The organism is Psychromonas sp. SP041 (genome assembly GCF_000470315.2).
GTDB lineage: Bacteria > Pseudomonadota > Gammaproteobacteria > Enterobacterales > Psychromonadaceae > Psychromonas.
Map to the genome: position 1 here is coordinate 89,111 of NZ_CBRF02000011.1, position 14,658 is coordinate 103,768.

The following is a 14,658-nucleotide window of genomic DNA, read 5'->3' on the forward strand; positions in this document are numbered from 1 at the left end:
CTAGCCTGTTTTCTAAAAAATGATGTTTGTGATTATTCTCTAACTAAGTGGCGAAAATTAGTTGCCCACCACACTTGAATAGAATCACTCATTGAAAAACAGCAAATATAATTAAACATCCCCGCGAATTGAACGTGCGTGAAATTGATTAACTAAGGCGCTTGGGGGTACAAAGCGACTTAGAAAAAACGGTTCAAATTGCAAGTAATGACAGTTCAGAAAACAGAAGATTAAGATTAGAATCTGCACCTAAAGAACCTATTTTAATTGAGGCACGAACCAAGCTCTACCGACGCAATCCCGACGTGGTAGCTAAAACTCTATACAGAGCACTAGGTGTATGTGAAAACTGCAAGGCCAAAGCACCATTTGCGCGTAAGCGAGACAACAGCCCTTACCTTAAAGTACATCATATAAAGATGCTTTCTGCTGGTGGACTTGATTGTATTGAAAATACAGTGGCGTTATGCCCAAACTGTCTATAGCTTCATTTCAATTAGCCAACCTACTGATTGTTATTGTTTTATCGTTTATTATTGACCAACCACCGCATTCCATATCTGTGCCTGTGGTAACATGAATCATCATCGATTAAATAGGGTTCATAATGCTAAGAAGAATACAAAAAATTGAAGGTATCGGTAGCTATCACAGCGCAAGAGCTGGTGACACGCAATTTTCTGACGTGAATATAATCTATGGTGAAAACCGTAACGGTAAAAGTACGCTGTGTGACATTTTCTATTCTCTGCGTCTAATAACCCTGAATTAATCAAAGACCGCAAGGCGATACCAAGACAAGGTACAGCGGCTAACCCTATGAAAGTCGAGTTTCAATTCGCTAATGCACCAACCTGTGTTTTTTCAAACGAAACTTGGGCGACTGCATTACCCGCCGATTGTGAGCTACATATCTTTGACCACAACTTCATTCATCGAAATGTAATGAGTGGCACTGTCAACAATCGAGAAAACTCAGAGAACATTTCAAACTTTATTCTAGGCGAAGACAACACTGAGCTTTTTGAGACCCTTAAAACTGAAAAAGAAACTCTAACTATTACTAAAGCAAACCTTAAGAGCGCCAAAACCGAGCTAGAGGCGAGTGGGGTTAACGACGTAGCTACATATGTTGTTTCTGACCTTCCAACAGAGTCTATCGATGAGTTGAATACAGCGATTGCAGAATCTATCGCTGAGCAAGATTCGTTAACCGTGCAAATTGGCAACGTCACTCAATCTAAAGCTCGATGCAACTTAAAAGAAATTTCTACTTCTTTTGATATCACAGATACAAGTAATGAAATTAATGAGTGCTTAGAAACTAGCATGGAAGAAGCTCACACCGATGCGCAGGCTCTGGTACAAGAGCACATGGCACGTCTGAAAGAGCAAAACGGCTTTAAAGGATGGGTCTCTAACGGCTTAGCTCATTTAGAAGATGACTGTCCATTCTGTGGTCAAGAGTTTGAGGGAGATTCCCTAGAGCTAATTAATAGCTACAAAGTTGCATTCAATGAAGCTTTCGCCAACTTCATTAAAGAAACTAAAGCGGGTGCTACACAACTGCTTACGAAGCAATTGATTTCTATTGATGAACAAGCTATCAACCAGCTCCATGAAGAAAACAAGAGAGTGCTTGAGCTATATCTAGAGCAGGTTGTTGTTGAGCAAACTGCTGATAATAAGCAACTTATTGATGATACGCATGAGGTGGTTAAGTCGGCCATTGAAAAACTGAACGAAAAGCATGAAGAGTTGAAACCTCAAGTTCTAGAGCTTCTAAATGTAAAAATCGAAACAGCATACAATTCTATTGAAGCAATTGACTTCTCTCCTCTACAGTTGGCTATTGACTCGTTTAATGAAGCTAAAGAAGCCTATAAGGTCGTTATCAACTCGGTAAATGAAAAGCTTACTGAATTTAAAGGTGGCCTCGATTCGGATGCTTTAACTACTGACAAAGCAACAGAGAACGTAAATCAGAAAGCACTTGAGAGTAAAAAGCTACGTCATACCCTAGAAGAAAAATGTGCGACATATCGACAACTAAGCACTCAAGTTGAGCAAGACCAAGAGACCTACGATAACAACAAGACAGTATTAGAAGATTCTCAAGAAGCATTTCTAGATATCTACTTTGATGAGATTAACCTGCTATTCCAAAATCTTGGCTCTAGAAATTTCAACATTAGCAGAAAGCAAAATAATAACGGCCGAAAAATTGTCTATGACTTAGAGGTCAGTTTCAACGGTACACCGGTTCCAAGAAACAAAATGAACTGCTTATTCAGTGAGTCTGATAGACGCGCTTTGGCGCTATGCATCTACCTAGCTAAAATTAACAAGCTGCCGGATGAAGACAAAGCCAAAGCTATACTGGTAATGGATGACCCTGTTACTAGCTTTGACAATGAACGAATCTCTAGCATTTTGAATAAACTTTATGAGATTTCACCATCAATAAAACAACTTTTCATAACAACCCACTACCGTGGAATGGCTGCTACTGCTATTAAGAAGTTCGCAAATACAAGTGCGCTAAAAATAGTAAAAGTGGCGAACGGTTCGGACTTTGCGCGCACCACAGAAGCAGAGATGACAGCTACAGAGCATGACGACGCTTACAACGAAATTACAGCGTTTGTTAACAATGAAGTCAATGACAACAAGATTCTCAAGCTAAGACCATTCTTGGAAACAGAACTTCGTCATAGATATAAAGACCAGCTTAGAGCCAATGGAGCAACTCTGAGAACGGACTTTTCTGTGTGCATTGATACACTGAAAGACAATAACGTAATTTCAGAAGCAGTCGCGCAAGAAATACACTCATTCAGAACAACTTTCAACCCACCAATGCACGTATTAATGGAAATGAGTATCGAAGACGTTCGCAATACTGCTACTAATATGATGGATTTAATCTATAGCCGACTATAAACAAAAGGGAGCTTGAGCTAAAAATCTAAATCATCTGGCGCACCATCATTACTAACGCCAGATGTTAAATGCTCAAGCTCTTCTTTAAAATTTTGAGTGTTAGTTTCAACGTCTATTTTTCAGTTTCTGAAACCATGATACTGATTGAGAATAAAGCTTTATAAGACTTTCTTACAAATTATTGTATTCGTTAAATAAAAACGAAGATAAAGATTCCTCACAAGCCCTTATCTTATAGTGTTATAAAACACCTATAAATGAAATCAAAACGAAGACAATCCCAAAATACTGATTTAATTAAATAATCACCATAAGCATAGAATTTCGTACTTCATTGTTATGCTCCCACTGATTCCATAACAAATATGCATAAAAGCAGGAGGGGTTGGCATCTTATAGAGAAATATCAAATGCTGATGGGCACTTATTATTTGATTTTTTATTAGTCCCTTGTTCAACAACGGCTTTAAAATTAACAATAAGCCCAACAGCAATATCCTTTTCATTCATTTGCAGTTCATTAGAATTAAAATGGAAACTTCCTTTTGCAGTATCAATAAAGCCAAATTGCTTTAAACGTTCCCACTTACGAACTTTTCCTTGTAGCAGTTTATACCCTGAAGTTAGATCTTTCTTTTTCAACTCGATAAAACATCGGTCAATTTGTTCATCAACAATATTAAAAATATCATCCTTATCTTTGATTAATTTTTTTAAACTAGTGCATTGATAAGTTCGAGGATCAAATGATGAATCGAGTATTTTAAGCATTGTTCCCATATCACCTAAGTACACCGGTTCATTTACTTGTGCACATTTTTTATATGCAGCAATTAACAACGAATCGATATCATCTTCTTTTTCAAGCACTTCTTCAGGAGCTAAGAGATTTGTTGTATACACAAAATTATGGCAAGCCTTTCGAAACCGTTCAGGTGTTTTTTCTTGTCCTATCGCCATGACATGAAGTCCATGCTCACGAATTCGCTGCGCTAGACTATAAAAACCACCATCACTAGAGACTATACAAACAGCATTAATTCTAGAATTTTTATTAATTAATTCTATAGCATCCATAACGAGTGCGTGATCAGCTGCATCTTTGCCATAATGAAACTGTTGCTTAGGACTTGAAGCAGTATTACGAAGGATATTCATCCAACCACTTTGTTGGGGGGACGTCCAGTCAGCATAGACCCACTTAATAGCAACTAATCCATATTTCTCTACCTCTTCTAAAATTAAAGCATAATCATTATGAGAAGCATTCTCACCATCGACAAGTACTGCGAAATTCAATTTATTCATAATATAATATTCCATTTTAATCATTGGCTATATGCGTCTTAAATAACCAAATAAATTACATAAGTGCATTAAAAACGTTTAGTTAAATGCCAGCCATTACCAAAACTACATTCATAAACTTGCAGGTCAATTCCATGCTCGTTATAAATAATATTAGCCCTAACATACGCTTCTTTTTTTACTCTATAAGTATCTTTGAAAGTCCCATCTCCAGCAGTGCATTTATTGCACTTTTTACTGGGTGTTATTCTTGCTTTAGGTGATAAATGCCAAAAACTACATTTAGCACATTGATAAGGAATCAAATAATTATTGTATTGCTCCCTTGAATAATTAGCGGCATCAATGGCTTCATACTCATCATAATATTGATTTAAATGTTGCCCAGATTTTTTTCCAAAACATGTATCACTTTTCATTTATACTCTCCTAAATTTCGCATAAGCTTGCTTCAATTGGAAAGTAACGAGCACTAAAAACGGCTTGATTAAAATTGACTTGTTTTAAAGCAACTTCAACCCCTACATCATTTATAGCTTCACTGTATTTATAACCAGAAATATTAGAAACGTTTTGATAAAAACAACCTTTGGGATCTATCATTAAATAGGACTCGGTCATTGCTAGGTTTGACTCTGCATAAATAGATAAACTTTCATTACGATGCTTTTCAATAAAAGAATTAAATTGCTCATCTGAAATAAGAAGTTCATCAGAGCCATAGGGCATAACATGTAACACTTTCCACTTATCGGGTTTTATTTCAGAAATTAATTCAGTAAAATTTTCTTGCCAATTATGTATATTTACCACTGTATTAATTTTAGTTTTAATACCTTTTTGTGTCCGAGTTAGCTCCATTAAAACAACTTTTAAATCATCAGCACCTAATGAATTTCCTTTTCTATCAGCTCTACCAATCAATTGCCTTGTTGCGTAGTTTTGACTGTCGAAACTTATTCCGACCATATCTAATATATTCTCAGGAAGATTAATTTTATTATTTAACAAATAATGACCATTAGTAATGACCGATGTTTTGAATCCTTTCTTTTTTGCTAATCGTAAAATATTTAAAAATGTATCACCTAACATCATCGGTTCTCCTCCAGCAATATTAATTCGCACTTCATCATATTTTAGCTTTGCCTTTAAAGAAGAATCACTCCTTATAAAATATTCTGATAAGTTACTGAGTAATTTATCAACAGCACTAAGCGAACGATGCAACTCATTTGGTTTTCCCCACTTAGCAAAACAATAATTGCATTTATAATTACAAGCTTCCGTTATATGCCAATTTATGACTAACTCTTTAATCTTATTTGCTTTAATATTATTAATTGTCATTTTTTACTCCTTTTTAGTTGGTGCCTAAGTATCAATAACCTGACCCAACTAAAAAATGAAAAGTGCCGTCCCCCCCCCCTATTTAAAACGATAAAGTAAATTATAAAACAAGGAATTATATGGCTACTTTTCCAACATTCGAATCGGTTCTAATTGAAATTGCCAGTGCGTTAGGGGTAAATAAAGGGATACAGACCAAGAAGAAACAAAAATTCAAAAATACTGAGATGTCACTGGAGAATATGCATTCAACATGGAAAAGCATTTTAAGTGATATTTCAAATGCCTTAGGGTTAAATCAAGAAGTAGCAGATGATTTAATAGTAAATATAGAACATTCTTTTCAAATTCATAAAATCATTGAACTCGAGATTTTTACCTTTAAAGCTTCAAAACAAAAAATACTATGGAACTACCTTGTAAGAATATTCATACCGACCATAGCCAGACATGCTGTTTTTTGGCAAATTGAATCAAAGGTTGATACAGGTATGCCAGGAGGGCGATTTTGGTACTTACCTGTTATCAATAGCGATAAAAAAATTCAATTGCCTGTTCAACATGTATTAGAATGGTTAATCGATTTAATTGAAGAACCAAGAGCAAATGTAGCGAAAAAAATTGAATCTGATCTGCGCATATATAGTAATTCAGGGACTGTTCTCAGAAACCTTCACAATTGGCAAAAAGCTAAAAACATGCCTGAAATATCTTCAATAAAAAATACATTTCCAGATGAAGTAGAGTTAACATTTAAAGGCAGCTTTATACTAAAAGGAACCGAGCCAGATTTTATACAAGCATTGAATTTTATTAATAATAAAGGCCTTTCCGCAGAAATACTTCAGCATGAGATAGACATTAATCTTAAAGATTTAAAAAAAATATTAAAATCAGAATGCTCTGAACATGATAAAATAGAATTTACTTTAAAATTACAGGAAAGATATCAAAAACCTTCGTCACAAACGATTCGACAAAGGTTGTTAGTTGCTAGAGCAGTACAAGAAGGTTATCAACGGTTAATAAAATTTTTAACCCCAAAAATTGATAAATTCAATGTAGATTTTGAGAAAAACAAAACCTTACAACTCATACATTTATATGAAATGGTCTACAACAAAACAATGGAGGCGCACGTTGAAACTTATATTGAAGATTATCATTTAAGACAAAAGGCCGAAAATGAATATTTTACCCAGCATTTGCCTCCACTTTTAAGATATGACTTATTACTTTGTTTCAGCTATGAGAAATATCCAACTATTCCGTTAGTTGCGCCATTATTAAATAAAAAATTTTCAAAAAAAGGAGAGGAGGAGAGGATTGATGACATATTTCCTACTTCTAAAGAAGGCATTGAACTCAGCAATAAAACATACAGAAAAAATTTAAAACAAGACGTGCTTTTTGAAAAAAAATGCAATGAATTAACAGATATATTACAACAGAATAAAGCACCGTTCAAAACACTCAAAAATATAAATGATTTTGATTTAGTCTATGAAACATTTAATGCAAGTTATTCCAACCCAAACATTAAACCATTAATTTTAAAACGATTGTCAGAACTAGCACTAACAGAAACCCATAAAATAAAAAAAATAATTCTTGAATTAAACGAAATATTTACAATAAAAAAATTCAATAACAGTACCGAAAATTCTGTGAAAATTCTTCTAGAGCAAGCCAGTACGAATACAGAGTATGATTTTTGGAGCCCCACCTTACTGAGATTTAATGCATACCATCATATTGGGAAAAACAATTTCAAAGAGGCTGAAAGACTTTTCAATCAAGCGATGGATGAGTGTAAAAACTTTAACTTTGGCCCCCTCCGTGGTGAGTTGGCACGAGATGCTTTTGCTATTGCAATATCGAACCAAAAGCTTATTCCGAATAACCATGAAAAATATTTCAGAGATATAATTTTTTGGGGTGGTTTAGAGGCTCCAAAATCAAGTAATGCAAGTCTTCCTTCAATTTTTGATGTTTCACGCGAACTTCATGAATACTTTTGGAATAACTTATATAAGTGTTATCCAAATTACACTCCATTATTTTCTAACTCACAGAATGACTTTAAACTGTTTTTAAATGATATTGCACCTCATATCAAGGCTGGCACGGCTATCGATAAAGTATTAAAGAAACATAAACATTTAAAAAACAAACAACTTAAACACCCTCAATCCGACAGTATTATCTTTTTATTAATGAAAGTCAGCTATGATATGTTCGCTAAATTTAAGGAGCACGAAACTAGAATTAACATTCAACAAGAAATCATGTTAGAAGCTAAATCAATCTTTAAGAAAAGTATCCACGTAATTAGAGCTGTAATTCAAGAATGGCCAGAAATTGTGGATCTTTCTGATTTCAAGCAGCAAACACCTCTTATGCTTGCTGCAAATTACAAAGATTACAAAACAGTTGAAGTATTATTAAATGCAAAAGCCAACCCTAATTTAAAAGACATAACGGGAAGAACGGCTCTGCACGCAGCTTGTGCAAGTCGATGTTCAAAATCAGCGAACCTTCTGATTGAAAATGGTATTGATGGAGCTATAGCTAATTTTGAAGGATCAACTGCACTACATACATCTGTTCGACTCGGTGAAGTTAATATTACAAGGATATTATTAAAACACTTTCCAGAGTTGGCCTTCATTGAGGATTTTGATGGTAAAACACCACTGCAATTAGCTCACAAAATCGCTAATGATATCTCTATTTATCATTACCTTCAGCATCATCTAAAGTTAGAAAATAGAACAATTGTAACCCATGAAACTTATAAAGATTTACTTCAATTGTTTTAATCACGTCAACCAAAAAAAGAGTAGTTAGTTACCTTTTGAAACTGTGGTTAGGTGTAAAGTATTACAGCTCACTTTAGTCACCTATAAAATTATCGAGATGATTACCATTACACTTCGTTAACCAATGTTCTAGAGTTTCAAAAGCTTACAACGGGTTATGCAGCATTGCACGAAATGCCTGTTCCGCATCAAACGATTGAAAAATAAAGATTTATTTGAAGGATGTAAATGAGATTTCAATGGATGATGTCAGTAAAGCAATTAAGCTTAATTATAGGTCGATAGATTCGTTAGATAAAGTAGATCAATATTTCATAGAGGCTACAAAGCTCTAGTAGTTAGCTTATCATTCTAATTCATTTACATTATTTTCTTTTCCATATTAACGAAGTAAACCTTTTTATTAAATAAAATGGTTTAGCTATTTTACTAACTAAAAGATTGTCTTCGTTTTATTCCAAGTGCCTTCGTTTTAATTCCACGAATACACTAAACCTCTTGCCCAGCAGCCCAGCCGCAGCTCCAACACCATGCGAAGTTAAAGCCTCCGAGCCAACCGGTTACATCCATTGCTTCACCGACAAAATATAATCCTTTAACCGATTTACATTCCATGGTTTTAGAAGAGATAACATCAGTATCGATACCGCCTAACGTCACTTCTGCTGTTCTGTAGCCTTCGGTGCCATTGATCAGTGGTTGCCATTGGTGGAAGAGCTCAACCACTTGTAATAGTTCTTTTTCATTAAACTGTTTTAATGGGCGGCTTTCGATTTCAGCGAAGCCTAATAAACATTCCACTACACGTTTCGGTAAATGTTGTGATAAAACGGTTTTTAGCGCTAACTCAGGTCGTGATTGTTGTGTTTGAGTAAGTAGTTGGTTTAGATCTTCACCTGGTAAAAGGTCAATTGAGATAGTATCGCCCGCTTGCCAATAGTTAGATATTTGTAAAATAACAGGCCCACTTAAACCGCGATGTGTGAATAAAAGTGCTTCACTAAAACTCATTGGAGAGCCTTTCTTTGTCGCATTCTTTTTTATTGCTGTAGCGGTTGCAGGAAGGCTTATACCTGAAAGTTCTGTTAGCTTGTCTTTGAGTACAGGTTGTAGTGTAAAAGGAACGAGCCCTGCACGAGTTGGTTTAACGGGTAGATTATATTTTTCAGCTAACTGATAAGCAAAAGGGGTTGCGCCTAGTTTAGGAAGAGATAATCCACCGGTTGCTACGACTAACGATTGGCACTCGAACTCACCATGCGTGGTTTTCACGGTGAAATGATTATCAGCGACTTGCTGATGTTCCGTTACTTCGCATTGTGTTTTGATGGTGACGTTAGCGGCTTTCGCTTCATCTAATAACATGCCTACAATTTGCTTTGCGCTATCATCACAGAATAATTGCCCGTGGTCACGCTCATGCCAAGCGATATTATGTTTGTCCACCAGCGCAATAAAGTCCCATTGTGTGTAACGGCTTAGTGCTGATTTTACAAAATGTGGATTACTACATAGGAAGTTACTTGGCTCAACATATAAGTTAGTGAAGTTACAACGCCCGCCTCCACTCATTATTATTTTTTGGCCAATGCGCTTTGCATGTTCAATTAACAAGACCTTACGTCCACGTTTACCCGCTTCAATTGCACACATTAAACCAGACGCACCTGCGCCAATAATAATCACATCAAAACCAATCACATTATCCACCTAAAACCTTGTAAACGTCGCACTAAAAATTATCGCATAGGATACACTATTTGCTTTTTTTAGGTGCTAATATTAGTGCTCATTTATATTAAGGAAAGTGATGACTGATTTATATTTAATTCGCCACGGTGAAACCTTATTTAATCAACTTGGTTGCTTTCAAGGTCATTCAGATAGTCCATTAACTGAGGTTGGGCAGCAACAAGCTTTAAGTCTAGTGAGTTACTTTAAGGCGATACCATTACAGCAACTTTATTGTAGTGACTTAGGTAGAGCAATAATCTCTGCAACACCGCTTTCAGATGCAAAAAAACTACCACTACAAACTTGCCCTAGATTACGAGAAATTAGTTATGACTATTTGGATGGACAAGCTAAACGCCAATTAACAGAAGAAGATAAACATAAGTTAACACGTTTATTTTCGGCTGAATTAAATTATCGGATTGGCAAAGGCGAAACGTTAGCAGAAGTGCAAATGCGTTTATTTAAGAAGATCAATGAAATTGAAGCGGCACATTCAGGTCAATCTATTGCGGTGATAACACATGGCTTATCAATTGTGATGTTAATTAAAAAGATTCTACATATTCCGGTAGATGCCCCTCGTCAATTTAATATTCATAATGCCAGTGTCTGTCATTTATCATTTAAATCTGGAAAGTGGGTATTACAAAGTATCGAACGTAATGATCTTTCTTAATAGTAATAGGTTAAGAGAAATAGATTAATAGAGATAGAGATAGAAATAGATTTATGCTGTTTTTTATTTGGCTTTTCAAAAATTTATTCTCATCCATCTAATGTTAAAAATAAATGAGATATAAAAAAGGCCACATCAGTGGCCTTTTTTAATAGAAGATAGTTAGCTATTAATTATTTAGCTGCTTCTTCTTTAGCTTCAGCATCAGCTTTTGGCTCGATACCTAGTAATTCAACTTCAAAGATAAGTGTCGCATCAGGTGGAATTGAACCAGCACCTTGCTCTCCGTATGCTAAGTCAGCAGGGATAACAAATTTATACTTCTCACCAACACTCATTAATTGAACACCTTCAGTCCAACCTGGAATTACGCGGTTAAGTGGGAATTTAGCTGGTTCACCACGTGCAACTGAGCTATCAAACTCAGTGCCATCAAGTAGTGTACCTACGTAATGTACCGTTACTGTATCTTCTGCAGCAGGTTTTGGACCTTCAGCTTCAGTGACCACTGAGTATTGTAAACCAGAATCAGTGACTGTTACGCCTTCTGCTTTCGCATTTTCTTCTAAAAATGCTTTTGCTTCAGCTGCTGATTTTTCAGTTAATTCAAGCTGTTGCTTTGCAGCAGCTGCTTTTACTTCTGTATCGTAAGCTTTTAATGTTTCGATCATCTCTTCATCAGTTAATTTAGAGTTATCACGTAAAGTATCTGTAATACCTTGTAGGATAATTTCTTTATCTAATGCCATACCGAATTCAGCTTGTTTCTCTAATGTAGTCGAAACGTAACGAGAAAATGAAGCACCAATTGCATAGGCTGCTTTTTCGTTAGCATCTTTAAATGTTGCGGCAGCAGCTTCTTGAGTCGGTGCAGCTTGCTCTTCTTTTTCATTACAACCAACGGTTAATGCAACAGCGGCTGCTAATAAAGAAACTTTAAAAATGTTTTTCATTGTTACTCCAAATATTAAATTAAAACAAATAGCTTTGATTTCACTTCAAAAAATTGTAAAGCAGTATCTAAAACAGTTAACTTATACTAACCTTAAAGCTGTTTATCAACAAAGACAATTTAATCATGCAATTAGCTAATACTTTTAAATCCCTTTTACTCGTAAGCACCCTATTATTATCTGCTTGTGAGCAATACCCACAACCTTCACAGCAGTTTGAACATGCTGTTCAGGGCGCGTTTAGTGCCGATATATCTCAAAATGGAGATTATTCGCTTATTTCTTCCATTCGCCACGGTATCAGTCTATGGGATAACCGTAACAATAAACTACTATTTAATTGGTATCACCATAACAATCAAGTTAATGATGTATTTATTGTACGTTTATCGTCAAATAATAGCGTAGCCTTATCTGCAAGTCGTAATGAATTTGCCCTTTGGGATACAAAAACAGGAAAATCGCTAGGCTTTTATAAAGTATCTGACTCGCCGATACGTGATATCCAATTATCTGAGAATGGCCAATATGTAGTGTATGGACAGGTCAACGGTAAATTAGTTCATATAAACCTACGTAACGGGCGACGTTTAGAAGCGCCTTTACATCGAGAAAAAATAAACAGTATTGATATGTCGAGCAATGGTCGTTATGTCTTATCTGGCGGTAATGATCATCAAGCGTTTTTATGGGATACAAAAACAGCACAGGTCATACAACAATTTCAATTTGATCAACGTATTAGCATGGTGAGGCTAGAAAAGAATGGGCGCTTTGCTTTTATTGCAGACACGCAAAAGGCATCGCAAATATGGGATTTAAAAACGGGTAAACTTAAAAGTTCGCTTATTTATAATCAACGCCAATCGATTTTTTCATCGGTACGCTTTGTTAAAGACGGTCAATATTTATTAACCGGTAATGCCACTAAGTCAGTTACATTATGGGATACCAACACAGGCTTAAAAAAACAAGATTGGATGGTTACCCCAAGAAAAGAAACACGCCCTAAAACAGCTGTAGTATACTCTGCAACATTATGGGACGATTCAGCGATTGTAACTGAAAGTTCTGCAGGATTATTAGAGATTTGGCCGTTAGCGCCTTTATAAGAGAGACAATGAATAGCATACAAGTAGAATTAGAAGAGCGTATCGAGCAATTAGAAATGAAAATAGCGTTTCAAGAAGATAATATCGATACATTGAATAAAGAAATCTTTGAACAACAACGACGTACTCTGCAGCTTATTGAACAAGTTGCTTTATTAGCGGTTAAACTAAAAGAAAGTGAGCCGAACCAACTCGCTTCTGAAAAAGAAGAAATGCGCCCACCGCATTATTAAAGAAGAAAGAGTTAACGGTTCTTTTATACTGTACTTGTAATGCAAGTAACTTACTCTCTACTAAATAAATTTAGAGAGTAAGTGATAAAACCTGATTAGGAAGTGATGTTAGATAATCGACGTATTCAACGTTAACCTTACTGCCTAAGCTCATCTCTTGGTTCACTTCAATCTGCGTAAAACTCACTGTTTTTGCATCTTCTCGATACATCTTAACTGAACACTTCCCTGATTCTCCTTGATGCTGATGGTAATTGATATAGTCAGCAGCTGTTGCTTGTTTTGCACTAATTAAATGATTGAACTGTTGTTGTCGATAAGCTGAAACTGTTTCAAAATCGACCCCAGATGAAGTAATCGGTAGTGACGTTTCAGCGGATAATGTTACGAAAGTAAGTTGCTGTCCATCCCAAACATATTGGCAAGCCTGTTCCATTTTATTATCTTGAACAGATAAGTCATGATTGAACACACATAACTGGAAAGCTTGATAAACACTTAAGTCCATATTTAATAATTGCTGATGAATATCATCAATATGAGATAACAAGTGAGGAATGATAACACCACGGCTAACAAATTTTTTGACGCTAGGGTCTATTTGGGCTTGGTAATAATTTAATAACGCTAAGCTGACTCCACTTTCATGAACGGCAATCCATGTACCACCACCAGTAGGGTCGATAGGATAAACAGATTTTAATAAAGTGTTTTTAGTTGGTTGAATAGCTTGGGGTCGAGTGCGTTGTTCATCTCGATTAAAAAAGAGTTGGTAACCTTGCTCGGTTAAACGAAAAGTTAATGTACACATAATGTCTTAACCTCAATTCTGGTTAACGAAAGCGGAATTATATTTAAAATCATAAGATACTATTATTTCTTATTTATATAGTGCCGTTAGTTTTGTGTCGTTCAAGGAGAATTATTGAAGCAATAACGGGTTATTGCGAGATAATTTAACGCAGAAATCCGCGGAAATAGCGGTGTTATATCGCTTTGCTTATCCAGAACTGAGGTTATTTAACCTGTGCGTAAAAAAGTCGCCGTTGCAGGTGCAATACCTAAGTCACCTTCTACTTTCACTTCTTGTGCCTGTGCAATATGCTTAATTGTTGCTAAATGATGAACTGCATGGCTCCCAACAAAAATAACTTCTCGACCAAGTGTTGTATCAACAATGGCAACTTGTTTATCAACTACTGATATTTCAGTGGATAATTTTACTGTTTTTTGAAGTTGTTCAGTAGTTAGTGATTTTAAAAAAGTAGAGATCGCTTCAATGGCTTCTTGTGCCGCTTTTGGACTGCTTTCGACAACACCACCACGACTACGTTTGTCGTAATCAATTAGGCCTTCAGGAAAACCATTTATCACCGAATAATAATGGTCTAAAATATGACGCATGTGCGCGCCCGCAGAACTCATAAAAGTTGGCGTAATAACTTCTGTATATTGTTGTTGCGAGACAGAGGCCAAATAATGCTTAGCTTGTTGTAATATAATAAGTTGGCTTTCAATCATTGG

Annotated in this window: 14 protein-coding genes; 7 read left to right on the plus strand and 7 right to left on the minus strand. The window is 35.6% G+C overall.

What is annotated here, in order from left to right:
• Window positions 1–161: 161 nt before the first annotated feature.
• The 3 genes from SP041_RS08105 to SP041_RS08110 all read left to right on the plus strand — a co-directional run bounded on the left by SP041_RS08105 (window position 162) and on the right by SP041_RS08110 (window position 2,943).
• Entirely contained in the window at window positions 162–485 is a 324-nt protein-coding gene (locus SP041_RS08105) for an HNH endonuclease signature motif containing protein (RefSeq protein WP_025563291.1), read from the plus strand.
• A gap of 122 nt (window positions 486–607) precedes the next feature.
• Complete coding sequence (locus SP041_RS20850; RefSeq protein ID WP_170968532.1) at window positions 608–772, plus strand: hypothetical protein; 165 nt, start codon at window positions 608–610, stop codon at window positions 770–772.
• A gap of 47 nt (window positions 773–819) precedes the next feature.
• Window positions 820–2,943: an AAA family ATPase gene (locus SP041_RS08110; protein WP_037048212.1), complete on the plus strand. Its 2,124-nt coding sequence runs from the start codon at window positions 820–822 to the stop codon at window positions 2,941–2,943.
• Window positions 2,944–3,336: 393 nt separating this feature from the next.
• Here SP041_RS08110 and SP041_RS08115 read toward each other — a convergent pair whose 3' ends face one another.
• The 3 genes from SP041_RS08115 to SP041_RS08125 all read right to left on the minus strand — a co-directional run bounded on the left by SP041_RS08115 (window position 3,337) and on the right by SP041_RS08125 (window position 5,601).
• A complete protein-coding gene (locus SP041_RS08115; RefSeq protein WP_025563290.1) occupies window positions 3,337–4,251 on the minus strand; it encodes an NYN domain-containing protein in 915 nt (304 codons plus the stop codon).
• 68 nt (window positions 4,252–4,319) lie between these two features.
• Window positions 4,320–4,670 (minus strand): hypothetical protein, encoded by a 351-nt coding sequence (locus SP041_RS08120; RefSeq protein ID WP_025563289.1) that lies wholly within the window; start codon window positions 4,668–4,670, stop codon window positions 4,320–4,322.
• 10 nt (window positions 4,671–4,680) lie between these two features.
• Window positions 4,681–5,601, minus strand: a complete 921-nt coding sequence (locus SP041_RS08125; RefSeq protein ID WP_025563288.1) for a viperin family antiviral radical SAM protein — start codon at window positions 5,599–5,601, stop codon at window positions 4,681–4,683.
• Between the two features lie 119 nt (window positions 5,602–5,720).
• Between SP041_RS08125 and SP041_RS08130 the strand changes: the two genes are divergently transcribed.
• Window positions 5,721–8,423: an ankyrin repeat domain-containing protein gene (locus tag SP041_RS08130; RefSeq protein ID WP_025563287.1), complete on the plus strand. Its 2,703-nt coding sequence runs from the start codon at window positions 5,721–5,723 to the stop codon at window positions 8,421–8,423.
• Window positions 8,424–8,912: 489 nt separating this feature from the next.
• Here SP041_RS08130 and SP041_RS08135 read toward each other — a convergent pair whose 3' ends face one another.
• Window positions 8,913–10,124 carry an NAD(P)/FAD-dependent oxidoreductase gene (locus SP041_RS08135; RefSeq protein WP_037048221.1) on the minus strand — a complete coding sequence of 404 codons (1,212 nt, stop codon included), beginning with the start codon at window positions 10,122–10,124 and terminating at the stop codon, window positions 8,913–8,915.
• A gap of 109 nt (window positions 10,125–10,233) precedes the next feature.
• On the opposite strand from SP041_RS08135, the gene SP041_RS08140 reads away from it, so the two are divergent.
• Window positions 10,234–10,836 (plus strand): histidine phosphatase family protein, encoded by a 603-nt coding sequence (locus SP041_RS08140; protein WP_025563285.1) that lies wholly within the window; start codon window positions 10,234–10,236, stop codon window positions 10,834–10,836.
• Between the two features lie 173 nt (window positions 10,837–11,009).
• Here SP041_RS08140 and fkpA read toward each other — a convergent pair whose 3' ends face one another.
• A complete protein-coding gene (gene fkpA / locus SP041_RS08145) occupies window positions 11,010–11,789 on the minus strand; it encodes an FKBP-type peptidyl-prolyl cis-trans isomerase (protein ID WP_025563284.1) in 780 nt (259 codons plus the stop codon).
• A 125-nt stretch (window positions 11,790–11,914) separates the two neighbouring features.
• Here fkpA and SP041_RS08150 point away from each other — a divergent pair, with 125 nt between their 5' ends.
• Both SP041_RS08150 and SP041_RS08155 read left to right on the plus strand, forming a co-directional pair.
• Window positions 11,915–12,901, plus strand: coding sequence for a hypothetical protein (locus tag SP041_RS08150; protein WP_025563283.1), 987 nt, complete (start codon window positions 11,915–11,917; stop codon window positions 12,899–12,901).
• Window positions 12,902–12,909: 8 nt separating this feature from the next.
• Window positions 12,910–13,134, plus strand: a complete 225-nt coding sequence (locus SP041_RS08155; protein WP_025563282.1) for a SlyX family protein — start codon at window positions 12,910–12,912, stop codon at window positions 13,132–13,134.
• 70 nt (window positions 13,135–13,204) lie between these two features.
• Here the strand turns inward: SP041_RS08155 and SP041_RS08160 are convergent, their stop codons facing one another.
• Window positions 13,205–13,945 (minus strand): NRDE family protein, encoded by a 741-nt coding sequence (locus SP041_RS08160; RefSeq protein WP_025563281.1) that lies wholly within the window; start codon window positions 13,943–13,945, stop codon window positions 13,205–13,207.
• A gap of 209 nt (window positions 13,946–14,154) precedes the next feature.
• Window positions 14,155–14,655, minus strand: a complete 501-nt coding sequence (locus SP041_RS08165; RefSeq protein ID WP_025563280.1) for a DinB family protein — start codon at window positions 14,653–14,655, stop codon at window positions 14,155–14,157.
• Window positions 14,656–14,658 lie beyond the last annotated feature (3 nt).

Excerpts from the sequence above, each read along its gene's own strand:
- SP041_RS08120 (WP_025563289.1), bottom strand. The coding sequence starts at position 4,670 with ATGAAAAGTGATACATGTTTTGGAAAAAAATCTGGGCAACATTTAAAT.
- fkpA (WP_025563284.1), bottom strand. The coding sequence starts at position 11,789 with ATGAAAAACATTTTTAAAGTTTCTTTATTAGCAGCCGCTGTTGCATTA.
- SP041_RS08130 (WP_025563287.1), top strand. The coding sequence starts at position 5,721 with ATGGCTACTTTTCCAACATTCGAATCGGTTCTAATTGAAATTGCCAGT.
- SP041_RS08150 (WP_025563283.1), top strand. The coding sequence starts at position 11,915 with ATGCAATTAGCTAATACTTTTAAATCCCTTTTACTCGTAAGCACCCTA.
- SP041_RS08160 (WP_025563281.1), bottom strand. The coding sequence starts at position 13,945 with ATGTGTACATTAACTTTTCGTTTAACCGAGCAAGGTTACCAACTCTTT.
- SP041_RS08110 (WP_037048212.1), top strand. The coding sequence starts at position 820 with ATGAAAGTCGAGTTTCAATTCGCTAATGCACCAACCTGTGTTTTTTCA.
- SP041_RS08155 (WP_025563282.1), top strand. The coding sequence starts at position 12,910 with ATGAATAGCATACAAGTAGAATTAGAAGAGCGTATCGAGCAATTAGAA.
- SP041_RS08115 (WP_025563290.1), bottom strand. The coding sequence starts at position 4,251 with ATGAATAAATTGAATTTCGCAGTACTTGTCGATGGTGAGAATGCTTCT.
- SP041_RS20850 (WP_170968532.1), top strand. The coding sequence starts at position 608 with ATGCTAAGAAGAATACAAAAAATTGAAGGTATCGGTAGCTATCACAGC.
- SP041_RS08140 (WP_025563285.1), top strand. The coding sequence starts at position 10,234 with ATGACTGATTTATATTTAATTCGCCACGGTGAAACCTTATTTAATCAA.
- SP041_RS08165 (WP_025563280.1), bottom strand. The coding sequence starts at position 14,655 with ATGATTGAAAGCCAACTTATTATATTACAACAAGCTAAGCATTATTTG.
- SP041_RS08125 (WP_025563288.1), bottom strand. The coding sequence starts at position 5,601 with ATGACAATTAATAATATTAAAGCAAATAAGATTAAAGAGTTAGTCATA.